This is a genomic window from Parabacteroides sp. AF17-3 (genome assembly GCF_003635445.1).
GTDB classification, from domain to species: Bacteria; Bacteroidota; Bacteroidia; order Bacteroidales; family Tannerellaceae; genus Parabacteroides; species Parabacteroides goldsteinii.
In genome coordinates this window covers 151,699-177,156 of sequence record NZ_QTMM01000002.1, presented here as the reverse complement: position 1 = coordinate 177,156, position 25,458 = coordinate 151,699, and the positions used below count along the sequence as shown (strand labels likewise).

Genomic DNA, 25,458 nt, shown 5'->3' with positions numbered 1-25,458 from the left:
AAGCAATATGAGCACAGAAAACAAAAACTCTTTAGAACTGAAGTACGGCTGTAACCCCAACCAGAAGCCGTCGCGCATTTTTATGCAGCAGGGGGAATTGCCTATAGAGGTATTGAACGGCCGTCCCGGATATATCAATTTCATGGACGCTTTCAATAGCTGGCAATTGGTGAAAGAACTAAAAGAGGCTACCGGACTACCGGCTGCCGCATCTTTTAAGCATGTCAGTCCGGCGGGTGCCGCTGTGGGAATCGAGATGAGCGATACCCTGAAGAAAATCTATTTTGTAGACGACCTGACTCTTACTCCTCTGGCAACCGCTTATGCCCGTGCCCGTGGTGCAGACCGCATGTCTTCATATGGCGATTTTATCGCTTTGAGCGATACCTGCGACGAAGCTACTGCCCGCCTGATCAACCGTGAAGTTTCCGACGGTGTCATCGCTCCCGATTATACCCCGGAAGCCTTGGAAATCCTGAAGAACAAACGAAAAGGAACGTATAACGTGATTAAGATCGATCCGTCTTATAAGCCGGCTCCGATTGAACATAAAGATGTGTTCGGTATCACTTTCGAACAGGGACGTAACGAGATTAAACTAGACGAAAGCCTGCTGACAAATATCCCGACTCAGAATAAGGAATTTTCTGAAGCTGCCAAACGCGATCTTATCATTGCCCTTATTACATTAAAATATACGCAGAGTAATTCTGTCTGCTATACAAAAGACGGACAGGCTATCGGTATCGGTGCCGGTCAGCAGAGCCGTATCCATTGTACCCGTCTGGCCGGAAACAAAGCCGACATCTGGTATCTCCGCCAGCATCCGAAAGTAATGAACCTGCCCTGGATCGAAAAGATCCGTCGTGCCGACCGCGATAATACAATCGACGTATATATCAGCGATGACCACGAAGATGTTTTGGCTGACGGTATCTGGCAACAGTTCTTCACCGAAAAACCGGAAGTGCTGACTCGCGAAGAGAAACGTGCCTGGCTGGACACCCTGAAAGGGGTAGCATTGGGCTCAGATGCTTTCTTCCCCTTCGGTGACAACATCGAACGTGCTCACAAAAGCGGTGTCGAATATATCGCACAAGCAGGCGGTTCCGTCCGTGACGACCATGTGATCGATACTTGTGATAAATATGGCATAACGATGGCGTTTACAGGGGTACGTTTGTTCCATCATTGATTGCATATGAAATGGGTAAGATTTCTGATGAAAGAATTCTTATCCATTCTGTTTACCTTAAATAATAGAACAGGAAAATCACGGTTATTATACGGTTTACTCTCGGAAAACAGCTTTATCTGTTGGCAGGGAAAACTTCGGTTGATATGCCTTATGAAGTGAAAGTTAACAGGTAAATTTGTATCTTTGGCGCAATACTATAGCTTTAAAGATCGATTTATGAATAAAACTCTCTCCTCTTCATTTGTAGCGGTTTTGTCTCTGGCAGGCGTTACCATATCCGATTATGTACAGGCGCAGCAGCTGGTTAAACCTAATGTTATCTATATCTATGCCGACGATATGGGAAAAGGTATGCTGTCCGCTTATGGTCAACGGCATTTCACGACACCTCATATTGATGCGATGGTTACCCGGGGGACTTCTTTCGATAATGCATACGGTTGTATGTTGTCAGCTCCGGCAAGAGCCTCTCTGCTGACCGGTTATCACGATTGCCATCCGGATAAATGGATGATATCGAAGGGAGGACAGTTTATTCCTCCGACTGATAACCTCTCATTGATTCCGGCTCTTGAGAAAGAGATAGATGATGGGGATATTCTTCTAGGGGAAGGCGACTGTTATCTTCCCCAGGTATTTAAGAAAGCTGGTTATGTAACCGCCGAGATCGGAAAGCTGGAATGGGGTTTTACGGCTATCCGCAAACAGATGAAGGAACATGGGTGGGATTATTATTACGGTTATCTCGACCATGTACGTTGCCATGGTTTTTATCCGCCGTTTCTGTTTGAGAACGGTGAGATTGTAACGATTGACGGGAATACTCTTCCGAACTGTGGGAAGAGTACGGAAAATGAAACAGATGAGACTTTGCGGGAGCGATGGGAAAGAAATGGTAAAGCTGTTTATTCGCAGGACCTTTTTCTGGATAAGATGCTGTCTTTTATCCGCGAGAATAAGGATAAGCCTTTTTTCCTGTTTCATCCGACCCAGTTGCCGCATGGTCCGGTAGCTATCCCGGCCGTTCACCCGGAGTTGGCAGCCAACCCTGAGTTAACACCGATAGAAAAAGAATATGCTTCTATGATTAAGTTGCTGGATGATCATGTGGGGATAATTATGAATGAGCTTCGTGATCTCGGATTGGATAAGAATACGATTATAGTCTTTGCCGCCGATAACGGGCATGAGATCTATTATTCGCAGAAAGGAAGATGTGAAAAACCTTATAAGAACCTGCAAACCGGCCAATTGTTTGATGACTATACAGATAAGTATTACAGCGACCTGGCAGGCGATATTTTTAACGGGAATGCCGGGATGGCCGGACTGAAACGGAGTAATCTGGATGGCGGCGTACATATCCCGCTGATCTTTTACGGTGAAGGATTGATACCGGCCGGCGTGAAAAAGCAAGGAATTGGTTTCCAATTACGACTTCCTGTCTACGATGGCTGATCTGTTAAACGTTTCGCTCCCGGTAAAGAAAGACGGTATCTCTTTCCTGCCTACTTTGCTGAATGGGAAGCAAACAGATCCGAAACGGTATGTCGTATATGGCTCCAATCTCGGACCGGGCATTGTTATCAACGATGGCTGGAAACTCCGTTATTACAGAAAACAAGGTGTTTATGAGTTGTACAACTTGTCTGACGATCCGCAGGAGCGCAAGAACGTGATTGATAAATATCCGGAGAAAACGGAAGAACTGAAAGCTATTATGCTGAAGGAATGTGACGGAAACCTGGAAAATGGGGTAAACAGATACGGATAACTATTCAGGGAACACAGATTAATGCATATCACATCTGTGTTCCTTTCATATCACAGATGGATTCCGTTTGTATCACAGTTGAGTTTCTTTTGTATCACAGATGTGATATGAATAAACTTTGGCATTTTGCTGACTCTACATTTGGCTTCGTCGGTTCGTTCAGGAGGCTAATCTATTCCTTCCGGGCGTCTGTCGACACTACCTGTTTTCCAACAGACTGTCCTGTTCAAGTAGCCATTTCCAAATCGGAACAACAGCGATCTCTTTTCCGTCTTCCACAATCATTTCTTCTTCATCGTGAGTAATGATGAGTAGTTTGTCAACATCCATGACTTTGGCTATTTTTAATAACGCTGTTATTTCGCGTTTGCGTGTTGCCTCTTCTTTCAGGCTATATGATACCTGTACAGCCAGATTCTTTGTCGGTATATAAAAGTCGACTTCAATGTTCTGATGATAAAAGTAAAGTTCTTCTTCGTATTTCTTTTTTAGGCTGATAGCTACCAAATTTTCTAGCAGTGAGGTTTCTGGGTCTATCAGAAATAGATTCAACAGGCCATTGTCGATGAAATAGTATTTCTGATTGGATACTTTCTCTACTAATTTACTGGCATAATTCTCAATAGAAAAGATCAACCATGTTGCTTGCAAAAACTCCAGATAATCGATAACGGTATCTGTGGTGACTTTGACTCCTGTGGATGAAACGATGTTTGACAACCGGTTGAATGAAGAGGGTTGTTTTACGCTTTCCGCCAACTTACGGATTAGGACTTTCATGGCTAAATCGTTTCGGATAGAATAGCGTGTTATCAAATCACCAAAAAATATCTTATTGAATAAATTGCTTAACCATTGGCGCTTTTCTATCTCTTCTATCAATTCTAATTCCGGTAATCCGCCAAAATAAAAATAATCAGAGAATGAACGAACTATTTCCGTGCGGTTTTTGAAATACCAGGCTGGTTCAACAGTTATGTCATTGGCTTTTAGATATTCCCGAAATGAAAAAGGATATACATTCTGTATAATAAACCTGCCGCCAAGTGTTGTTGCAATCTCACTGCTTAACATTTTGGCGTTGCTTCCGGTAATATACACCCGATATTTCAGATCTGTTAGCCGACGGGCAAACTTCTCCCAATGCGTCACAATCTGAACTTCATCCAGAAAGAAGATAGGACGATGTGCATAAAGCTCTTCATAACAAACTTTTATAAGATCGAGATCTTCAACGCTTAGGTTTATCAGGCGATCATCCTCAAAATTGAAATAAAGAATTTCTTCTATTGAGTGTCCTTCTCTCAACAAATGTTGTATTTGTTGATACATCAGATAAGATTTACCTGCACGACGAAGACCAACAAATACATAGTTTAGCTGATCTGATAAATGAATATCTCGTTCAATCAGTGTTATTTTCTCAACGAATTGCTGATATTCAATGATTAGAGACTTTATTACATTCTTTTCCATGCTATTTTATCTTTTGTACAAGACAAATGTAGTCCTATTTTGTCGATTATAAAAGATAAAATGGCATTTGTTTTATCGTTCATGAAAGATAAACATGATAAAAAACGAAAGGGACGATCTCCAACAGACCGTCCCTTTCTATATAGAAAGATTGTAAGATTATTATCCTATATTCTTCACCTTGATCAGGTATTCGGCAATCTGAACAGCGTTCAGGGCAGCGCCTTTCTTAATCTGGTCGCTTACAGTCCAGAATGTCAGACCGTTCGGGTTGCTGATATCCTTGCGGATACGGCCAACATAAACCGGTTCTTTATCTGCAACGAACAGCGGCATCGGATAGTCCTTGTTTGCCGGATCGTCCTGCAGGATGATTCCTTCGCCTTCAGCAAAAGCTTTGCGTGCTTCTTCTACGCTGATAGGACGTTCTGTTTCAATCCAGGTTGCTTCGCTATGGGCACGCATAACCGGAACACGAACACAAGTGGCACTTACTTCGATATCGGAGTGCATGATCTTGCGTGTTTCGTTATACATCTTCATTTCTTCTTTCGTATAACCGTTTTCAGTGAACACATCAACATGAGGAATCACGTTGTAGGCCAGCTGATAAGCGAATTTTTCTACAGTAGGTTCTTCGCCCTTCAACAGTTGTTCGTACTGCTTGATCAGTTCGGCCATAGCTGTTGCACCCGCACCGCTGGCGGCCTGATAAGTTGATACATGTACACGTTTAATGTGCGATACCTTTTCGATTGCCTTCAATGCAACGACCATCTGGATGGTAGTACAGTTCGGATTGGCAATGATACCGCGCGGACGATTCAGTGCATCTTCCGGGTTCACTTCAGGAACTACCAAAGGCACATCGTTATCCATACGGAATGCGCTGGAGTTATCGATCATCACAGTACCATGTTTGGTAATGGTTTCTGCAAATTCGATAGATGTACCGCCACCGGCCGAAACAAAAGCAACATCGATTCCCTTAAAGTCGTCGTTATGCTTAAGCTCCTTAACGGTGTACTGTTTACCACGGAAGGTATAAACACGTCCGGCACTACGAGATGAGCCAAAAAGCACCAGCTCATCCATTGGGAAGTTTCTTTCGTCGAGCACGCGCAGGAACTCTTGTCCTACAGCACCACTCACGCCAACAATTGCTACTTTCATTTTGAGCACTAATTAAATTGTAATATAAAAAAATTGTTATAACTTTACCGCATCCAAAATCGAACACAATAATAGTTGTAAGCTATTAGCGTGCAAAGATAGATAATTTTATAACAAAACTATATAACTATGAAACAATTTATTCTTTTTATCCTTGTATTGCTTCCTGTTTGTGCATTCGCACAGTTTACAGAAACATTTGATGGTCCGGAGATCGGTTCGAATAATCCGTGGATTGATGATTCTAGTAGATATGTAATTAATGAGGAAAGACAATTGGCGTTTGACGGCTCTGGTCTGACCGGTAATTATCCGTTTCATACACCAATTCTTTTTGGTCGGACAATGGAGTGGGAGATGGATATTACATTAGCTTTTAAACCGTCTAATTTTAATAAAGCATGTATTTATTTATATAGAACTGATAAACCAAGTGATTTATTGTATTATATTCAAGTTGGAAGTAATGATGATAATGTATCTTTTTATAAATGGCCTCCAAAAGGGAATGCGCAGCGATTGATTAAAGGTGCTCGCCGGATGGATGGGAGAATGGTTCATATTAAGCTGGTTTTGGAAGAATGTAACCGTTGGACTCTTTATACTCGAATGTCTGATGAAGATTATTATATAAAAGAAGGAGAGTTGGATGATAAGAATTTGAAGGATATCCGTGATTCCGGTAGTCTTAATATCATTTGTTATTGCAAAGCTAAGTCCCTTAAAAACATGTTTTTCTATTTTGATAATATTTTGGTCCGTCATGAGCTGACGGAAACGCCTCTGCATCCGGCTGAAGAACCTGAAGATCCTTCAAAACCCGATATCACTTTGCCTAAACTGTTGTCAATAGAACCTTTGACTCTCTCTGATTTACAATTTGTGTTTGATCTTCCGGTTAAAACGGAGCAGGCTGCATTTTCTATTTCCGACATAGGGAATGCTGACCGTATTGTATATGCTGATGAAAGCCGGAAGGTTGTAAATACTCATTATCCGGAAGAAATGAAGACAGGAGAGATTTATACAATTTCCTATTCCGGCGTAACGGATGAGAAAGGGAATACACTTGACAGCTATTCAGAGAAAGTAAAAGTGGAGGAAGAAGACGAAGGTGAGGAACCATCTGAATCAGGCTCTATTCTTATTAATGAAATAATGGCCGATCCCAAGGGACTGGAAGAGTTGCCGGAAACAGAATATGTAGAACTTTATAACACTACAGAGAATGTATTAGTGCTTACAGACTGGCAATTTTCATATGGTGGAAAAGCGAAGCCTATGACGACCTTTGAAATTCCCGCAAAAGGGTATGCGGTACTTTATCGCTCCGGCAGGGATATTGTGGCTGATCCTTCAGCGGTGAAGGTCCCGTTGGATAATTTCCCGTCCGCACTGGCTAATACTGGAAAGTTGTTGCAGCTGTTTGATGGCGATAATAACCTGATTGATGAAGTAACCTATGAAAAAGCCACCCCCGCCAAATCCTGGGAACGTTCTTCTTCCGGTTGGCATCTCTCTTCCGATCCGCGTGGCGGAACTCCCGGCTCTGTTAACTCATCGGGTAAAGGTGAGGAAAAACCCAATGAACCGGATAAACCTGTTACACCTGACGACCCCGACGAGCCGGATACCCCCGACGATCCGCCTCTCCCGGATATTACCGTCGAACCGGGAGAGTTTGTTTTTAACGAACTTCTTCCCAACCCTTTTGCCGGTGGTAGCGAATATATCGAGTTATACAATCGTTCCGATCGTGCCTTGCCGGTATCCGGCTTATCGGTCGCGGTCAGGAAAGCCGATGGAACATTGAATACCCGCTACCCGTTATCCTCCGTTACTGCAACAATCGAGTCGGATGGTTATGTGTTGTTGACGAAGAATCTGGAGGGCGTTACCGATTTTTACACAATTCAGTTCCCGTCTTCGTTGTTTGAAGTTCCTAAACTTCCTATATTGGCGAATACTTCCTCTACGCTTGTCCTGTTCCGGAGCAAAGATGGAACAGTGATCGATGAAGTTTCCTATACCTCCAAATGGCATGCCTCTTCAATAAAAGATCAGAAAGGTGTCTCCCTGGAACGGATCGATCCCGATGCGGGAACGCAATCGCCTTCGAACTGGACCTCTGCATCTGCTACAGTGGGTTATGGTACTCCCGGTTATCCTAATTCACAATCGGATATTTCCCTGCCCGATGATCCGGATACTCCGGATGAACCGACCGGCATCAAGACACCGCAGTGGGATGAAAGTGCCGGTCATTATACTATATCCTATTATCTGGACCAGCCGGGATATAACTGCCGTGCTTTTGTCTTCAATATCGCCGGTCAGCGTGTCGCACAAACTGCTAATCACGAACTGCTGGGTTTGACGGGAAAATTAACTTGGGACGGTTATGCCCTGTCCGGGAGGCAACTACAGACAGGTGTTTATATCTTCTATGCCGAATTGTATCATACCAGCGGCACAGTAAAAAGATATAAACAGGTATTCCTTGTCCGGTAAAAGAATGTGGATAAGTAGTTTATTAATAAACCGCTTTATGTTTGTTGAAGATGTTTGGATGCTTTACCTTTGTAATATCTCCAATGGGCATAGAACATTAATCAAAATAATTGTAATGCCTATGAAAGAAGAAGAATTTAAACGTAGAAAAGGATTCCTGGAAAGCCTTTTTATGAACTATTCAGGACAGATGAATGATCATTCTGATCAGGAAAAAGATTTAATAATGAAGAATATAGATGTTATTCTTGATTGGTATAATGCTTTAGTTAAAGAGATGGAGGAGTAATTTATGGATAATAAAGAATATTTAGAATCGCATCCGGAATATAGAAGTTTATTTCCAACGCAGGAAATGTATGAGGATTTCGTACGTTTTATGGATCTTGATGAAGACGGGCGGCGTGTTTATTTTGAAGAACACAAGGCAAGATTGGATGTTATGTCTCCGGAAGAACGTAAACAAGATTGGGATAATTTGGTGAAAGGTACTGAGTTGTTGATCGAATTTGCCAAAGTGGAAATACCTAAACTAGCTTATGAAAAGAAGATGATCGAAGCTTCGAAGAAGCAGAATAAGGTAACTTGGGATGATATACGCAAAAAGCTGAATAATATAGCGAGTCTATAATGGGGTGAAAGTAGCTATGAGGAGACTTTAACCATAGTCCCTTCACAGCTACTTTTGTTTTTAGTTAATAAACCGCCTTATACCAGGCAAGCTGCTTGTACCAGTCTGACAACTTCGTCAGAGAGGATTGGGGCACGAAGACCGACAGGCCGGAGAAACGCTTGATTTTTCTTGCTCCATATAATGCTGCATAGTATGAATAAGGTGTTGCATATTTGCTGATGACCGCTTTTTCCATACAAGCGGTAAAACGTTGATACTGTTCGTCGTTTGCTAGATACTTGATAAAATCATCGAAATCATAAAGCATATGCGGCTGCCTGACAGTAAGATATTCAAGTATCTGCATATTCGACAAAGGAAGAGCATAAATATCCTCTTCTGTTTTGTCTTTTAATATGTCATTGACAATTTGTGCCAATTCGTTCAATTCGCTTGTCTTTATCAGAGATACTGTGCCGTATGGAGCATAATCGTTATTGCTGTAGTATTCATAAAAACTTTTGGTAACTGCTTCCAGATCGGCTTTGTCTTTAAACAAGGCAGGCAGGAAATCTTCATAAGGAAATCCGCGGGCAAGGACTTCGGTCGGCGATCCCAGGAAATAATCCGTTTTGTCTTTCAACTCATAAGCACATTCAATGCCGCTCATATAACAAGCATCAAACAACATGAAGTCGAAATGAAAGCCTTCCAGTGCCTCGTTCATTTCGGTTATTTCCATATATTGGCCGTTTTCTTCTCCGAAAGAACGTAAAGAACTGAAATTACCTGGCAGCCACGATGTGCCATGGCTGGATAATACCAGACCATAACTTTCTGCTGGAAACAATTCTGTTGTTTCTTTGATCACCTTATACATAGTTTCCGGCAGGATAGCACTTTGGTTTTCGTAAAAACGGACGGTGTCTGTTACTATATTCCCTTTCTTGTCTTCTTTTATCTGGAACAAATAAGATCTGCTTTTGCTTTCCGAATAATATACAACCAGATTTCCTCTGTTGAGTGCTTTGTTGGAGGCGACTGTCATCATTTGTCTGATATTGGCACGTATATCACTACCAAGATTGGTACTGGCAATCATATAAGCAAGTACTGTTCGTTTGGCTGGTCCTTTTATCTCGATGTCTTCTTTACTGCAACTTCCCAGTAATAGTGCGAACAAAACGCTATATATAATATATTTGATTCTCATGCCTTATTATTTAAATTACAAAGTTACGTATAATTTGGTTGTCTCTAATGTTTTATATTTCTTTTTTCTATCTTTGTGTGCTAATAGATTTTAAAGCATGTAGAGAAAAGACACTGATATGAAAAAAGTATTATTCATCGCACTGTTGTTGTGCGGTATCGGGTGGGGAGCGAAAGCGCAGACTGTGGCAGTCAAGTCTAATATTTTGTATGATGCAACTGCAACAGTGAACCTGGGTGCCGAAATTGCTTTCAACCGACACTGGTCGCTGGATATCTCCGGCAATTATAATGGCTGGGATGTTGCGAGCGACAAGTCGTGGAAGCATTGGATGGTGCAACCCGAGGCACGTTACTGGCTGCATGAAAAGTTTAACGGCCATTATTTCGGAGTTCATGGCGTTTATATGGACTACGATATGTCTCATGTGAATTTCATGTCGGTGATGAAAAAGGATTTTGCTTATGACGGCAATGCCTATGGCGGTGGTATCTCTTACGGATATCAGTTGTATCTTTCTCCGCATTGGAACATCGAGTTTTCGGCGGGAGTCGGCTTCCTGCATTTTGAGTATGACAAGTCGGCTTACCCTGCGGATAAGGAACCGGCTTATAAATACCGTAATAACTATTTCGGACCGACTAAACTCGGTGTCAGTATTGTATATATAATTAAATAAGTGAACGATGAAAACTCCGGTCTATATATTTATTTTTCTGCTGGTTGCACTGCTGTTCCCGGTTCAGGCACAGTCACAGACGGAAGCTCCGGCTACTACTTATAACGGCCTGATTAATATCAAACAGAATAAGGCTGAGGTAGAAGGTAACCTTTTAAAACTGGATATGGATATTTTGCTGAGCGGCCTGTCTGTCGGACGTTATCAGACATTGATACTGACTCCCGTTTTGCGCAAGGACAATTACCTGCTTCGTTTGTCACCCATCCGTATCAACGGGGCGAATAAACATAAAATGTATGAGCGCACGATTGCTTTTCAGGGCAAACAGGTGGCCGATAAAAATGCTTATGTAGTGTTGAAAAGTGCTCCAACCTTGTTGCAGGAGGTAAACTATAAAAAAGAGATTTCTTTTCGTCCGTGGATGGAGAATGCAGAGTTGCTCCTTCTCGGTGAACTGACAGATTACGATGATATCCCGGTTCAGACTTATACGAATGTTTTGACCGATCGTTTGTATATTCGTCAGGAGCAGGAAAAATAGTTTTTCCTGAAAAAGTTTTACGAAATAAGGCTTCACTCTCCGGGTGAGGCCTTTTATCTTTGTATTCATCAGGGTTTTGAGGTGACGCCACCCTGTTGGAATGGGATCACCGGTGGTACTGTCTGTTTTTATCCGAAAGCCTATAATTGTTTACCGCAGATATAAGCGGAGGTTAGTTCAAATCCTCTTACTTTCTAACTTTTCGACCCAGGTGAAACTATTAGTTGACCCAGGTGAAATATGTAGTTGACCTAGGTCAACTTGTTGTTTTCCCTTGGTCGAAAGGTTAAAGGCTTACTTGTTCGTTGATAATTAGCTATATATTTTGTGTTAGTGTGATATAGTATAAAAGGATTACTTATAGAAATAATTGAGCTATCCCGTTCCCGTGCTTGACACGGGATCGCAAAGGCACAGACCGTATCCTATATGTATCTTTTGATACTGCTGGTTCTTCTGCGGCCCCGTGTCAAGCACGGGGACAAGGTAGCTCACTTTTGACAAATTCTGAACCGATAGATTTCCTAGTATTTCCTCTAAGCATTCAAAACAGGATGTTGTTTTAGCTTGTTTAGGGATAAGGCCATGGGGTGAATCCGAAATAGTTTCGGGTGACGCTGCTTTTGCAGGACAGCGTCACCTGAAGATGCTGATAAATACAGGGATTCCAGGAGTTTTATTGTTGGGTGACTCTGGAGTGTGTAAAAAATGATGCTTAGAAATAAACTGTTTCATCGCTGGTGCCACCATCCAGCCAAGGATTGATACTGCCTGAGATGCTGATGTCCTGGGCTTGTATGGTGAAAGAGTAGGTTTGTTTTTTTCCTCCTTCGAATGCTTTTGTCGATTCGATGCGGTAATCTTTGTTACTCATCCGGACAATGAAAACAGGTTTCTCTACCGGGTAAAGAAGATAGTTGGTAACGATTGTTTCTTCGTTCGGAGTTATTTCTTTATTCAGGTTGTCGATAAGTGTATAAGGCGTAGTCGAGGGAGCGACACTTAGCTTGCCGGTTTGTACGTTCAGTTGTATGGTTGACGGATAGTTCTCCATCGAAATGCTTTGCAGGATCATCTCTTCCTTAATATCATCCGCTTTCTTGAATTTAAGTGTAATGGCGGAAAGGATATGGTTGAAAGAGAGGTTGACAGGTTCATTACTTGTTGTTTTATCCCGGTCCAGTACGGGAGTTGCCCACATGATGTCGTCTTGTTTTTTCAGGTCAAAGGGGATACTTAACGGAGCGGCTGTCGCTGCTTCGGTGTAAGGGTAATAAGCGTAAAAGTTTAGTAAGGTGTCGGGGTTGATGGGGTAATGGGCATGGGCGTCGCAGGTAAATTCGTTACTACCAATGCTTTTGGTGTATTGATTATTATTAAGGTCTCTACGAACGGTTTGGTTTGTTGCATTATTTTTAATATGCCCCCAACCGAAAATGCCAATTGATGTATTATTAGTAAAAATGATATCCTCAATAATTGCTTTTGTTGGAATAATACTGTTTATTTGAGCATTAAAATTAATTTTATTAGAATCTGTTTCTGGTATTTTATCAATACTATTATTACATCCTAAAACAATAAAAGATAAAATGATTAGTATATATTTTGCATTGATCATATGGCTTATTATTTAAGGCTGTTGCAAAGTCTACATAGTATGGACTTTTGCAACAGTCTATTTTTATTGTTTATTATCCAACTTCTCCATTACCACTTTCTCCAGTACTTGTATCCCATTCTGTGATAGCAGAACTAACTTCTATTTTTTCTTTGAAACTTAGAGTTATAACATGCTTTTTACCTGTTTCTAATCCAGTTGTCATATTATTGACATTAACAATACTAGTAGTGTTTGTATCTCCATATGTTATCTTTATCTCTAAAGAGTTTGCTGATGTACCATATTTTTGACTTCCTCCGTTGTAAATCATGGCTGTTTCTCCAATAGTAGTTGCTGTTGTTGTAAGATTAGTACCTGTTGCATTATCATATACAGCGATGTTTTGAATAGGACTATCATTCTTAGCCGCAATAGCAATAGTACTTCCTAATGTTAAATCTAATGATGTAGGTATATTTACTAATTCAATTTTCTTTATCTTTCCAAAAGCATTTTGAGCTGCAACATCACCCTTTAACTTTATTTCTACTTGAGAAAGCATATGATTAAATTGTAATGACGGAGATGATGCAGGTTCATGTTTACTGCCAACACAGGTTTCAGGAGTACAAAGAATATCTGTTTCTCCTACTATTCCTGTATAAGACACAATACCTGATGTATATGACCCTGTACTAGGGTAATAGCCTATAAAATAAACTTTAGTATCGCTTTCTGCTGGATAAAATTTTTGTGAATCATCTAAAACTACATTACTCCCAGTGATTGTCGCATTTGTTGGATTTGTTGCTGTAGACCAAGTTGGACTTGTTGCTCCTTCTAGTCTAAGTAATGGAACTTGTGTTGCTTCACTGAACGTAGTTCCAGTGATAGGTTTAGGGACTATTTGAGCTTTTGTTTCAACATTAACTACCCCAGCATTCAACTTTATCTCCACCTTTGCATCCTTCGGATTTGTAATGTCATTTATCGGATCACTCTCGCTTGTACAAGCGGTCATTGCTGCAACAGTTGCAGCAATTGAAATCATACTTAATACTAATGTTTTCATAATTATAAAAATTTAATTGTTGTTATTTTATTCGTTGCTTATTACTTATCATTCAATTCATTCGATGACCATGTCATCGCCGGCAGAGACTTCCCACTTGTTGATTGTGACAGTGAAAGAAGCGTCTTTTTCTACCGTTACGGATACGTCTACATTTACTTTGTTTCCTTCCGTTTCTCCGATCGAGTTGCCCAGGTCGAGGGTGGAAGTGGTGGTACTTCCGTCATTGAGGGTGAAATCCAGCTGTACTTCGTTTTTAGGGAGGGCAGGTGGGGGTGTTCCTTGTTTGGGGGGAGTGCCTAATATCAATACATTTGTTTTTATACCTTCCGCTGAAGTTGTTGTTTCAAAGTTAACTGTTGTTGTTTTGTCCGGAACGATCTCTTGTTTGCTCAGGTTGAAAGCGGCAGGTACGCCTGTCAGCTGCCCTTTGCATTCTTTTATATACTCCATACCCTCGACTTTTATGTCGAGCGTTACTTCGCGGATCAATGAAGCCGGACTGAACTCACGTTTATTATTTGCTCCGTCGTTGGCTTCCACTTCCAGGTTGTCGATGGCTATTCCATATAAAGGAATGCGTCCCGATGTCGTACCCCCGGCCGCTTTCGTTTCCGGGATAAATGCTTCTGCCGTCTCAAATGAATTCATATTGCGGAACTGGATGTTGTCGGCATCGCAATTGAAAACCAGTAAACGGTATGTATCCGGTGGCAGTGTGAACTTCAGACCGCTTGTGTCACTCTCGATCTGTATCATTGCACCCTTTTCCAAAGGATAAAAGCAATAACGAACTTTTTTAGGACTTTCATAGCCGCTCATGGCCTGTTCCCATTTCAACGAATACCAAATGAAACCGTAGGAAGACTGCTCTGGCTTTTCTTCCGAACTGCATTTAATGAAACATGTAATGATCATTAATATACAGACTGCGATTCCGCACGAGCAACCTAGTTCACTTCTTATCATCATTTAATATACGTTGAAAGTCAATTCTTCTTGTTTCTGACGCAAATGTATCGGGAAAAAGCAGACGTAAAATTGCTTTTTCTATTCAATAAGTTGTAAAAACTGCGAAAGTTGTTGATTTTTACTGGTTATTCGTCTTTTTTATTGCGAAGTGCACGGGGAGACATGCCGAAATTGGTCCGGCAGAAGTGGGAAAAGTTGGAAAGCGATTCGAAACCGTATTTGTAGCTGATCTCTGAAATAGACATTTCGGTAGTGGTTAAGTCGTTCTGGATGTCTTCACATTTCTTTTTCAGCATCCACTGGTAAGCGGGCTCGCCGAATGTCTCTTTGAACAGGCGGCGGAAAGTAGGTGTGCTGTAGCCTCCCATCTGGGCGAAGGCTTCCACATCTTTCGCCTTCATATAATTCTGCATGACGAAGTAACGGAAACTTTTGCTGTACCGGTAGATCGGCGAGTAGAAAGCGGCCAGTTCTTTTAATGTATAGTAGCAATTGAGCAGGTAGACCAGCTCCGTCCGTTTGGCATTCAGGAAACCGGCGCACAGCAGGTCGTCGTTCAGGTACATCCGTATCCCTTCCACGAAATACTGCAACGGCGGACACATATTCATTACAATCGGTTCGATACGGGAGGTCTCTGCTATGCTGGCCCCTTTATTGAAACGTTCGTTGCAGATATTGATCGGGCGTTCAAACAGGTACAGGATACATTCGGCGGTTTCGAGGATCTTGAATTCGACCTTTGAGCCGATCGGTTGCAGGATGAACTGTCCTGCACTGAAAATGGTATTGGGATGTTCTTCGCTATTGACCTGCACGGAACCTTTCAGCAGAAAATACAATGTATTCTGCAAACAACGTTCCCGTGGGATGATAAGTCCTTTGGGATAGGAACGATATTTAAAGATGTTTCTCCTGTATTCGGAACAGGAGCCACAATCCGTAAATTTACTGTATCTAAGGTCCGGAGAGAACATAGACGGTCATTATAATTTTACCTTTATACTTTTTCCCGTATTCTCGTTATGAAAACGGTCTACGGCGGTCACAATATAGCGATATTTTTTCTTTCCGTTATCATAAGGCATTAAATATCTTGTGTTACGGGTGATTTTTACGATTTTTGCCGGATTACTGAGGTCGATCGGTTCTTTATCTTCGAAACGGTAGACGACAAAGTAGGAGGCTAGCTCCGGGTTTGTCGGGCTTTGTTCGGCCTTCCAGTGCAGCATATAACCGTCGGCGGTCCATTCTTTTTTCAGTTTTTTCACCTCCTGCGGTGCCCGGTTGTGCATATGAGTATAGGCCGGGATCAGTGCCGGATAACGGTGGTAGTTCCTTTTCAGGCTGTCGGCTACGCCTTTGTTGTTCCACAACAGTTCGTTGGCGGGCCAGAAGCAGTTGCCTTTGACTTTCGACAGGGCGCGTTCGTAACGCATTTTGCGGGTCAGCTGGCTGGCTTTCATGGTGCGTGCCACGTCCTGACCGATATAGAGATGGGGACCTTCGAGGGTTGCGTTCTTGTTCCACCATTGGATCAGGGTGATATAGTCGGCTGCCGGATGGTCTATTTCCCAATATATCTGAGGCATGTTGTAATCTATCCAGCCTTCTTTCACCCAGTGGAGGATGTCGGCATAAAGGTCGTCATAGTTTTGCAGGCCGTTGGTATCGCTGCCGGAACCGTCGGGTGTGCTTTTCTTGTTACGGTAGATACCGAAGGGACTGATGCCGAAACGCACCCAGGGTTTGGTGAGCAGGATGGTCCGTTTCAGTTCGCGGATCAGCGTGTTCACGTTCTCCCGGCGCCAATCGCCGCGCTGTGCATTGGTATATCCTTTGTTCAGTCCGTATTTCTGGAAACTCTTATCATCGGGGAAAGACATGCCGGCTGCCGGATAGGGGTAGAAATAGTCGTCCATATGGATGGCGTCCACATCGTAACGGCTGACAATGTCGCGTACTACCTTATTAATGAACTGGCGGCTTTCGGGCAGTCCCGGGTCGAACAGAATCTGTTTATTATAGGTAACGAACCATTCCGGATGTTTGTTATAAATATGTGAATCGGCAAAACGGGTGTTGCCTGCCGTGCTGGCGCGGTAAGGGTTCAGCCAGGCATGGAACTCCATATTCCGTTTGTGGCATTCGTCGATCAGAAATTCCATCACGTCGAAATTGCCTGCCGGAGCGACGCCCTGTTGTCCGGTATAGAAACGGCTCCAGGGTTCGATGTCCGATTTATAGAAAGCGTCGGCTTCGGGACGGACCTGGAAGATGATGGCGTTGATACCGCAGGATTGCAGGTAATTCAACTTACGTACGAAATCTTTCCGTAGCTGGGCGGGGGTCATATCCTTATATTCTCCCTGGAAAGCTGTTTGTATCCAGGCTCCCCTGAATTCCCGTTTGTCTTTTCCTTCTGTCTCGCGGACAGGTAGTTGGCGTGTAGTCGAACAGGAGGTAACTACACAAAGGACCACTGCCAGAAGCAGGCGGATATACTGATTGTTCATGAATATTGTCTGGTTTGAGATTATTGTAACACTTTCTTCATTTCCTGCGGCAAAGATAATAAATAAAAGTGAGACTGAGCGCAGGAGGTAGAAGAGGGCTGTTTCATTTCGAATCGCGTACACAACGGATTGGTCCTGCGACCGACTTTACATAATAAAAATAGAATTGGTATTCGAATATATGGAACAGACCGGCATCCTTATGGATATGCAAAATATTCACTCGATTGTCCGTGTCCGTGGTTGCATTATGGTAGTTTCCACAACTACTTGCACGAAAACCTCCTCCATCGCCTACACGTGTTCCCTGTGTCGGGAAATAAGATGTCGGACCCTCTTTCCATTTCTGCATATACATATTCATTCCATATCCGTTCGGAAATCCATCGTCATAATTGATACCGCTCATAGATCCTGGATTGAGTCCTGTATTTGTAAACTCGAACCACAATTCGCCCGAGGCAACTCTCCAGCCTGTGGGACAGGGATCGAAAATGGATTTTTCCGTTCCGTAGTTATCGTATATATGTACATTATTACTCTGATTGATCGTGTAGGCTTTCATTCCATCGGAAGCCGGTTCCAGTCCTCCCCAAAGCTTATTGTCGCTTTCTCCTGTCGGGCACCAGTCGCCATAATTGAAATAGCTACTCTTTGTTTGCACATAACTTTCGCCTCGGTTGACTTCGTTCGTCCCACAGATAAAGATCGTAGGATTAGCGATGGCGTGTCTGACAGCCCCGGTCAGGGTGCTTCCGATTACCGAATGGAACAGCATGCTTTCATCGGTAAGGGATGTCTTATGCACTTCAATTTGGTTGGAGTTGTCATAATGCAGATCTGTATGTCCGTCGTTATAATCCTGATGTTCATTTATAATATTGCGTAAAGGAGGGAACGGGTCTTTTCGTCCCCATTGATATAACATGCCGAAGGCCTGCGTCATTTCATCCGGATACCGATGGAGACCATTTCCTATACCTTTTTGATTATCTGCCAATGCACCGAGATTGCATGACATGACAGCATAGCCTTGAATACGCGGTTTCTCAGGATGTATACCATTATTGTCCCAGTCGTATGTGTAATAAGTGACAGCTTTACCGAGATTGTCCGGTTCATGGTCTGTAACCCAAATGTGCCAAGACCATATAATGTCTCCCTTGCTATTGTAAGCACCGATCAAGGCATTACCTTTCTTTTGCGTTCTAACATAGATTTTCTGATGAATGTCGCCTGTATTTTCACCGAGTTGAACCAACGTTCCATTCGTATTATTACCAATGCAGTCTTTGGTTTGCCAGATAATACCGACACGGGCTATTTTCAGATTCTCGTCATGAGGGTTTAAATAGTCTGCAAAATTATACCCGCCCCCTGTCTCTACACGATAATAAGGCTCAAAAGAGAGGAAATCGTTTGGTTTTATAACAAAACAGTTGGATGATGGATTGTTTTGACCTTTCTCTCCTGTGACAGTCACCGTCATACGGTAAACTTGATTACGTTGTATATTAAAATTATTGAATGAGTTTCCTCCGGGATAAGCTGCATAGAGATACCTTTCACCACCGATTTCGGTGGTGACATCGACTACAAGTGCATTGGAAGGAGCTGCATCAGACTTGTTACCGCCCTGAGTCTCTATTTCTCCTTGCAGATTTTCCGGGACATAGAAAACAGCCCATTCTTTATCTTCGTTCTTTTCCAAATCCGAGGCGGCAAAGGCTATCGAACTGAATGTCGTTCCGACAGGAAATGGAACCGCATCCATTGGCTCTCCATTTCCGTCGCCGGCCAATGTCTCTACCCGGCAAATATTCGGAATTTGCCTTACATTGACGTTGTTGAGTTTCATTTCTGCTTTCAGCATCTCTACTTTTACTTTGAGTTTGGCATACATACGTGTAACCGGTATTGTGACCTTAATACCTGTCGTTACTTCCACCTCCTCGCTTGCTCCGTCCATTGGTATCGACACCTTATCTATCGATCGTAAAGGGAAAGCGGTAGGCAGGGTTTGTTTTTTCAGTTGTTCCAGATTCTTGAACTTTTGCCATGAAGTATCCGTGCCGTCGTTGGCCCAGTTGTCATAGCTCGTGTTGGTTACGACATATACAATGGACGGAACTCCGGCTTTCAGATATACGGGTAGGTCTTGTAACATTGCCTGATCGGCGATGGTATAGTAACGCGGCTTTATCAGCAGTTCTTTGGTTGTCGCATCGTACTGGAACACCCAGATGTTATGTATCTCTTTTTCTTCCGAAGTCTCTTTTTCTGGTGTGTCGCTCGGTAGAGACGCCCTTGTTTTTGCTTGTGCTTCAACGGCAAATGTATTGACGGACAAATTCAATACGGCTTCCGTCAGTTCACCTTCATCAAGACCTGCCCCGTTTGTTCCACTTGTCTCCAGTTGCAGTTCTTCTGTGCAACCTCCCATTACGATGGTTACCAATAGAAGTATGATTAAAAAGTAATGTTTCATATCAGTCAAAAGTATATTCATTATCATAAGTATATTTCCATTCTTGCACGTTCACGGTGAGCCTGTTGTCGCGGACGGTGATGGTGAAACGGTAGAGGATGTTTCGGTTGATGTCGAAACGCTTGGTATTGTCCTTATTATCTGTCTTTCCACTCTCATCGTAATTTGCGAAATAGACTTTATACGGTTCGTCCTCACCGGTCTGGGCATCGAGCCTTACTTCAATGCACGCGTATTTGTCGCCTGCGTCAATATTTTGGTATTCGGTCAGGTAGGCAATCCATTTCTCATATTTATTTCCGTCAGTACCAACCCACCGGCTTGCAAAGCGGAAATTTTGTATTTTTTCTTCCGTATCGTTGCTATTTCCCACGAGGTGCAAGCCGCTAACGTAATCGTTGCTCCACTCACCACCGTGGTCGTAGTCGTCCTGTGAAAAAATATCTTTGGGGGCACAATATCCTTTTTTATTATAGCGGCGAACCTTTACCTCACTGATCGATAAGTCAAAATAGTCATCTGTCTTGAGGATTATCTCCACCTTTGCCACGGCACGGAGTAGAGTGACAGGCTCAGGTAACAATGTAACCTCTCCTGACTTGAACTCTATATTGTTGTATTCATGGACACCATAGAAAGGAATCAGTCGTTCCGGTTTCAACTCGAAAGAAGAAAAACTATCGAACTGCCCCCAATCGGCATTGCAGATATCCGAAAGCAACGTTTCTCCGGTCTTCATCGTATCGTCGCCATATTGCGGCCAGTTGGCAAGCACGACCATTTTGAAGTTTTTGTGATTGGCCAAAGCGGCGGGTGCTTTGCCAAGTACACTATAATCCCTGTAATCGCTTTTTTCAGTTACTACGAAACCGTCCGGCTCAAAACGAGCGATGAGCTTATTGTCGAAGGTGAAGAAATAAATCCTGTAGTTGTTGTTCTCTATGTCTATGTAGTTTTCATAGGTTTCGCCAACTTCATAGCCTTCACCGGTCTCTGGGCTTCTTGTGGGCAATCTGAAGCCGATGCTGAGAGCTGTTTCTTTTTCGGATATGCCGAAAACTTCCGTTTCATGGCTACACGAGGTACTCCACAACGCAAGGAGCATCAGAGTCCCCGTGATGATATGTTTTACCACATTTTTCATTCGCATTCCTTTTATTATAATTCGCTGTTTTGCAGCACCACCTTCCAAGAGTTGATGTAAATGTAGGCATCGAGCCAACGGTCACCTTTATCGAGGAAGAACACCATGTCGTATACGTCCTGCCTATCGAGATATTCCTGGTCGTCCATATCCCGGTTATAGAAACCTTTCACAAGCAAGGCATAGTCGATAAGAGGAATGGAGAAAACTGGTTTTCCTGTTTCCTTGTTGGTCACGGTGAGCTGTGTTTTCTGTCCTTTTACAAGACGTGGTATGGTCAGTTCGGCTATGGCTGCGCTGAAAATGGCGCGAGACACAGTCTGTATTTCTTCGGACTGGGAGTCTATGCCTGCTTCCCCGGCGTCGGTATGCCATGCGAAGAAAGTCACCGGCTCGTCGGGTAGCAATGTGTTGTCCCAGTCCATGCTTCCGTTAGTATCGGTGATGGTGAAGACGAACTTATCTTTGTCCACAGCCTCTCCCGAGAGGTGTTGTAACACCACTCGGACATTGTTGGTGTTTTTCACCAATGGTACGGTATAAGTGTACGTACCTTCGGTTTCACCGAACGTCTGTTCCGGCAGTCGCCCGTGGAATAAGCGGTCGAGATCTTCGTTGACGAATGCCTTGTTTCCGGCATCGTATTGCCTGTCAAGCGTGCAGGTCAGTTCTCTGCCGACGGTTGTTACAGGTCTTGAGAAAGAACCTTTGTCAGTTGTGCCACACCAAGCGAGCAGCTCATATTCGCCTGGTTCTACATCTATGGTCATGGCATAATCATCAGCCGCAAGGGATTCTCCCTGTTCGGTACGTTGCCAAACCACCTTGCCGTCGACATCGAGCAGGTAAAGTGTCACTACGTTCACTTCGTGGGCAAAGGCGTCGGCAAACTTCATGTTGTAATCGTAGCGGAATTTCACACGGTAGTTCACTGAGCAGTCGCCCTCATCGTCATAGATTAAGCTGTCGCAGGCATATAGCATCGAGGTGCAAGCGATGACCGCCATCGACTTGACGTTTATTTTTCTTATGTAAGACCGTATATTCATTTGATTTATATTATTTATTTTATATATGTATGCTGCGGAAAATACCGCAGGGGATTTTCATTTTCGGTGGGAAATGGCAGATGCGCCCTTTCCGGTTCCGTCCTCTCTTTGCGCCGGAGCGGAAGCGCTTTTCTAAAGCCATTCCATGTGGGGTTTATTCCTCATGGAATGGTTGTTTTATAAGATAAAGATTGTTTCAAGAAAAATTAAAGTTCCACATTTTGGCTGACAATCTTCCAGGAAAGGATATTGATTTTCGCGCCAACGTAATAAGTGTCACCGTCCGGATCTTCGCCGGGAACGATTTTTTCGTCTTCGTCAAAAATCCCCTTGCCTATATTTTCCAATTTGTCAATGGTGACTACATAGTGGTGATTGCGCACCACACCGTATTTGGCTTCCGGAATAGTCCCGTTTGCGACATCGCCATTGTTGAGGTGTTCGATAGGTATATTGTAGTACATCGATCCACCGTTGTAAGCGATGGCATCTGCTGAAGCAGCGGCCAGATTTTCGTTAAGAGCGGCGATGATTTGATCCGAACTGTTGGCGCCGTTCTCTGTATATAATGAGGTTTCATTCTCATTCGTAAATACCACTTTTACTTTTCCGTCGCCCATATTCTCCAATTTCACATACTCTTTACCAATCTGTGTATATTTTGTATTACCTCCATCGTCTTGACCGTCTTCATACCACATGTTCAGTTGGTTTTTCGTCTTCAGTACGTTGAGCACATATTCGAGGAAGGAGTCTTGTTTGAAAAGTACACCATTGTAACGTACGAGGTCGAGTGCATTGCCGCTTGCATCGCATATATTGGCTTTCAACAGGACACTCGTAACGGTAGAAGGAAAGTTGCCAGTCACGATGGTGTTTGTGTTGGTGTTCTCGGCGCAATAGGCAGGGGTTCCCAATGCGGTTAAGTCGCTTTCCAAATCGACATAATTCAGATATGTGGAATTGGTGGGAACTCCCGCCGCATTTTCAGGATAGCCGGACAAACCGTAGTTGAACGACTTACCCCAATGGCTGCGGTGGTCGGTCCATCTGTTCCATGTAAAGCCCAAGTCATTATCCGTCCAAGTTGCATCTATGTTCTTAATCATGTACGATTTCTTCGCTGTGGCGTTCAATTTCCATCCGAGCAATTCCACATAAAGCTCTTCCGAAGCGATATTACCGCTTCCGGCTGGGTTGTCTTCGCCTGCTACAGTGACTTTTATCGGATAACGCCCATTTACATCCTTTGGAAGTTCATCGGATACATTCAAGGTTACTTTGGCAGCCAGACGCTCCACATATACAGTCACCGCATTGCTAATGGCACTCACATCTGTTATCGGTTCAAGAGAGAAATTTTCCTCTTTAACTTCCGTCACGAAATATTTTGTCCGATTGGTTTCGGTGTAGCTCGTAGTGCTCATGGTAAAGTAATTGGTTGTGACGTTATTGGTCGTTTCCGGATAATAAATACCTTCCGCGTTATTGTCTGCAAGCACTGTTTGCATTTCGTCGAGTGTTTTTCCATACACGAAGTTGGTCGGTTTGTTGAGCACTGTTACCATATATTTAGGATAGTCTTTTTTGTCCAGTCCTTTCAGTACAACGACGTTGTTGCTCACAAATTCAATGTTTCCGGCAGGGGCAGTCGTTGAGGCGTTGCCACCTCCCCAAGCATTACCTTGTGTCACGAATACACCGTCTGCATCGTAAAAGTAGAAGTAGGCGTTTTTTACAGACTGTTCGTTTATTCCGTACTCAAAGTCACCTTCTTGCGCCTTTGTAAGTGAACCTGCATCAGCGAGGCGGATATTGATGTACGCCTCGTCTCCTGTGAAGGCATTCGGTGTATCATCCGGAATAATTCCTGATTCGTCGTTCGAGCATGCACACAATGCGATGCATACGAACATACCTAAAAATAATTTATTCATCTTCATAAATGTTTGTAATCTAATTTTGTTAATAATATATTATCTCGTTTATCCTTAATGTTTCCCTTTTTCAAGCTGTTCAAGCGTGATGCCGGCCTGTTCTGATCCGAGAGATTTCGCCTCGTTCAAGTAACGTCGGGCACTGTTGTAATCTTTTTGCCGGATGGCCAGTGCACCTCGGGCATAAACAGCCTCGGGCGAATTGTCCGTTTTGGCAAGGTAACGCTTTGCGGCCGTGAGGTCGCCACGGCGCATGGCAGCGTTGGCGGCGTTCAGGTTGGCGATGGTGTCATCCGGGAACATGCGTACCGCTGTCTCGAACACTTCAGTGAACTCATCCGTACCGGGTTCATACTCCTGTGCGACGAGGTAGAACTCATTCAGGTTCAGTTTCTGCGGCCGTTCACGTATGATTCGCCTTATATCCTCCACGTCGCTGTAACTGCGGATAGTGTAGACTATGCGGTAGTCAGTGTGGCGCAACGTCGGATAACAGTTCTGTAACAGGAAGCGATATTCCGCCGGATAGGTCTGTTTTATTTTCAGCTCTTTGGCATCCGGTTCCAAATTGCCGTCTATCAAAGCAATCATTTCTGTGCGATGTTCAAGGTCTGACTGTTCCACGTAGTGGCGCAATCCTACCCAATCCTCCGGTTCGTAGTCAGTCGTTATTACCTCGTCTTCAAACTGGTAGAGTTGTTGTATGAATTTCTTCAATGCTGCCGTACGTCCGATAGCCAACTCTTTGTTATGTGCATAAGGACTTTCGGGTGAAGCGTAACCTTTCAGCCATACCGAAGTAATGGTTATGTCCATGTCGCCTTGCACGGAGTCTATCGATGACTGTATTTTCCCAAGTTCGGCGGTGTTGTGTCGATAATCCGGATAAATCACTGTTTGATTCACCGGGAAGTCGATGAACGCCGAACCTTCGAGTGAATCCTGTTTTTCGATCTGCCCTTGCGGACGTATATATACCAGTTCGGGGAAAAACGCTTCGGTGTGTCGTCCGAGCGTGTCATTCCGCTCTGCCAACAACGTGTTGCAACACCCGTAGTCGTCACGACGAAGCGACAGCACGGCTCCGTTCATCCATTCGGCGTATGGTACCATATGGTGGTATTTGAGGGTATCGGGTTTTTCCGAGGCCTTATAGCTCTTTTCATTCTTGCCCGATAGCATGCTTTCGCCATTGCGTACATAGAAGTAGTAACGGCGCCTGCCGTAAACCCCTATCGGTTGCAGGTCGAGCGAGTCGTTGCCATTGACTAGCCATGGTGTAAGAAGTACGGCACGATTATCGTCCACGTCAAGCCCTGACAAATCCCAAAGCATGTCTATGGCGATGTACCCGCCGTTGCGTTCTATTTTTAGATTCTCCACGGAAACACCGTCCACGATGTCCTGTTTTCGCAAGTCGATTGCAGTTTGTGCTTCCGTTACCGTAACCATGCCCAAAAGGACTGATAGGATATATATTGTCTTTTTCATCTTTG

At 43.5% G+C, this 25,458-nt stretch carries 21 protein-coding genes; 8 read left to right on the top strand and 13 right to left on the bottom strand.

Annotated features, from left to right (window positions below):
• The first annotated feature begins 7 nt into the window (after positions 1-7).
• The 3 genes from DWW91_RS02995 (at position 8) to DWW91_RS27975 (ending at position 2,972) form a co-directional block, all read left to right on the top strand.
• Positions 8-1,195: a phosphoribosylaminoimidazolecarboxamide formyltransferase gene (locus tag DWW91_RS02995; RefSeq protein WP_122326913.1), complete on the top strand. Its 1,188-nt coding sequence runs from the start codon at positions 8-10 to the stop codon at positions 1,193-1,195.
• Positions 1,196-1,414: 219 nt separating this feature from the next.
• Positions 1,415-2,656, top strand: coding sequence for a sulfatase-like hydrolase/transferase (locus tag DWW91_RS02990; RefSeq protein WP_233584390.1), 1,242 nt, complete (start codon positions 1,415-1,417; stop codon positions 2,654-2,656).
• On the top strand, positions 2,649-2,972 hold the full coding sequence (locus tag DWW91_RS27975; protein WP_233584389.1) for a hypothetical protein: 324 nt from the start codon (positions 2,649-2,651) through the stop codon (positions 2,970-2,972). Before DWW91_RS02990 ends, DWW91_RS27975 begins: the two co-directional genes overlap by 8 nt.
• A gap of 198 nt (positions 2,973-3,170) precedes the next feature.
• On the opposite strand, the gene DWW91_RS02985 is transcribed toward DWW91_RS27975, so the two are convergent.
• Together DWW91_RS02985 and DWW91_RS02980 are read right to left on the bottom strand one after the other, a co-directional pair.
• Positions 3,171-4,448 (bottom strand): ATP-binding protein, encoded by a 1,278-nt coding sequence (locus DWW91_RS02985; RefSeq protein ID WP_009860015.1) that lies wholly within the window; start codon positions 4,446-4,448, stop codon positions 3,171-3,173.
• Between the two features lie 162 nt (positions 4,449-4,610).
• Positions 4,611-5,621, bottom strand: a complete 1,011-nt coding sequence (locus DWW91_RS02980) for an aspartate-semialdehyde dehydrogenase (RefSeq protein WP_010800865.1) — start codon at positions 5,619-5,621, stop codon at positions 4,611-4,613.
• Positions 5,622-5,750: 129 nt separating this feature from the next.
• On the opposite strand from DWW91_RS02980, the gene DWW91_RS02975 reads away from it, so the two are divergent.
• The 3 genes from DWW91_RS02975 to DWW91_RS02965 are packed head-to-tail and all read left to right on the top strand — an operon-like array spanning position 5,751 to position 8,763.
• Entirely contained in the window at positions 5,751-8,132 is a 2,382-nt protein-coding gene (locus tag DWW91_RS02975) for a lamin tail domain-containing protein (protein ID WP_122326912.1), read from the top strand.
• Positions 8,133-8,169: 37 nt separating this feature from the next.
• Complete coding sequence (locus DWW91_RS27590) at positions 8,170-8,421, top strand: hypothetical protein (RefSeq protein ID WP_010800863.1); 252 nt, start codon at positions 8,170-8,172, stop codon at positions 8,419-8,421.
• A gap of 3 nt (positions 8,422-8,424) precedes the next feature.
• Complete coding sequence (locus DWW91_RS02965; RefSeq protein WP_010800862.1) at positions 8,425-8,763, top strand: hypothetical protein; 339 nt, start codon at positions 8,425-8,427, stop codon at positions 8,761-8,763.
• A 64-nt stretch (positions 8,764-8,827) separates the two neighbouring features.
• Here the strand turns inward: DWW91_RS02965 and DWW91_RS02960 are convergent, their stop codons facing one another.
• Complete coding sequence (locus DWW91_RS02960) at positions 8,828-9,958, bottom strand: clostripain-related cysteine peptidase (protein WP_122326911.1); 1,131 nt, start codon at positions 9,956-9,958, stop codon at positions 8,828-8,830.
• Positions 9,959-10,076: 118 nt separating this feature from the next.
• On the opposite strand from DWW91_RS02960, the gene DWW91_RS02955 reads away from it, so the two are divergent.
• Both DWW91_RS02955 and DWW91_RS02950 read left to right on the top strand, forming a co-directional pair.
• Positions 10,077-10,637, top strand: a complete 561-nt coding sequence (locus tag DWW91_RS02955) for a DUF3575 domain-containing protein (protein ID WP_009860009.1) — start codon at positions 10,077-10,079, stop codon at positions 10,635-10,637.
• Between the two features lie 7 nt (positions 10,638-10,644).
• Complete coding sequence (locus DWW91_RS02950) at positions 10,645-11,181, top strand: DUF3868 domain-containing protein (protein WP_010800859.1); 537 nt, start codon at positions 10,645-10,647, stop codon at positions 11,179-11,181.
• A 715-nt stretch (positions 11,182-11,896) separates the two neighbouring features.
• Here the strand turns inward: DWW91_RS02950 and DWW91_RS02945 are convergent.
• From DWW91_RS02945 to DWW91_RS02900, 10 genes are all read right to left on the bottom strand, one after another.
• Positions 11,897-12,802, bottom strand: coding sequence for a fimbrillin family protein (locus DWW91_RS02945; protein ID WP_122326910.1), 906 nt, complete (start codon positions 12,800-12,802; stop codon positions 11,897-11,899).
• A 73-nt stretch (positions 12,803-12,875) separates the two neighbouring features.
• Entirely contained in the window at positions 12,876-13,856 is a 981-nt protein-coding gene (locus DWW91_RS02940; protein ID WP_122326909.1) for a fimbrillin family protein, read from the bottom strand.
• A gap of 57 nt (positions 13,857-13,913) precedes the next feature.
• A complete protein-coding gene (locus DWW91_RS02935) occupies positions 13,914-14,828 on the bottom strand; it encodes a DUF5119 domain-containing protein (RefSeq protein ID WP_229061086.1) in 915 nt (304 codons plus the stop codon).
• 125 nt (positions 14,829-14,953) lie between these two features.
• Positions 14,954-15,805, bottom strand: coding sequence for an AraC family transcriptional regulator (locus DWW91_RS02930; RefSeq protein WP_122326908.1), 852 nt, complete (start codon positions 15,803-15,805; stop codon positions 14,954-14,956).
• Between the two features lie 9 nt (positions 15,806-15,814).
• The gene (locus tag DWW91_RS02925; RefSeq protein WP_122326907.1) at positions 15,815-17,344 is read right to left on the bottom strand and encodes a glycoside hydrolase family 10 protein; all 1,530 of its coding nucleotides are present in this window, start codon (positions 17,342-17,344) and stop codon (positions 15,815-15,817) included.
• A 103-nt stretch (positions 17,345-17,447) separates the two neighbouring features.
• On the bottom strand, positions 17,448-19,832 hold the full coding sequence (locus DWW91_RS02920) for a DUF4906 domain-containing protein (RefSeq protein ID WP_232312343.1): 2,385 nt from the start codon (positions 19,830-19,832) through the stop codon (positions 17,448-17,450).
• 1 nt (position 19,833) lies between these two features.
• Complete coding sequence (locus tag DWW91_RS02915) at positions 19,834-20,976, bottom strand: DUF4906 domain-containing protein (protein ID WP_009860001.1); 1,143 nt, start codon at positions 20,974-20,976, stop codon at positions 19,834-19,836.
• 14 nt (positions 20,977-20,990) lie between these two features.
• The gene (locus tag DWW91_RS02910) at positions 20,991-22,025 is read right to left on the bottom strand and encodes a FimB/Mfa2 family fimbrial subunit (RefSeq protein WP_199722545.1); all 1,035 of its coding nucleotides are present in this window, start codon (positions 22,023-22,025) and stop codon (positions 20,991-20,993) included.
• Between the two features lie 206 nt (positions 22,026-22,231).
• The gene (locus DWW91_RS02905; RefSeq protein ID WP_199722544.1) at positions 22,232-23,968 is read right to left on the bottom strand and encodes an Mfa1 family fimbria major subunit; all 1,737 of its coding nucleotides are present in this window, start codon (positions 23,966-23,968) and stop codon (positions 22,232-22,234) included.
• 48 nt (positions 23,969-24,016) lie between these two features.
• On the bottom strand, positions 24,017-25,453 hold the full coding sequence (locus tag DWW91_RS02900) for a DUF3868 domain-containing protein (RefSeq protein WP_199722543.1): 1,437 nt from the start codon (positions 25,451-25,453) through the stop codon (positions 24,017-24,019).
• Positions 25,454-25,458 lie beyond the last annotated feature (5 nt).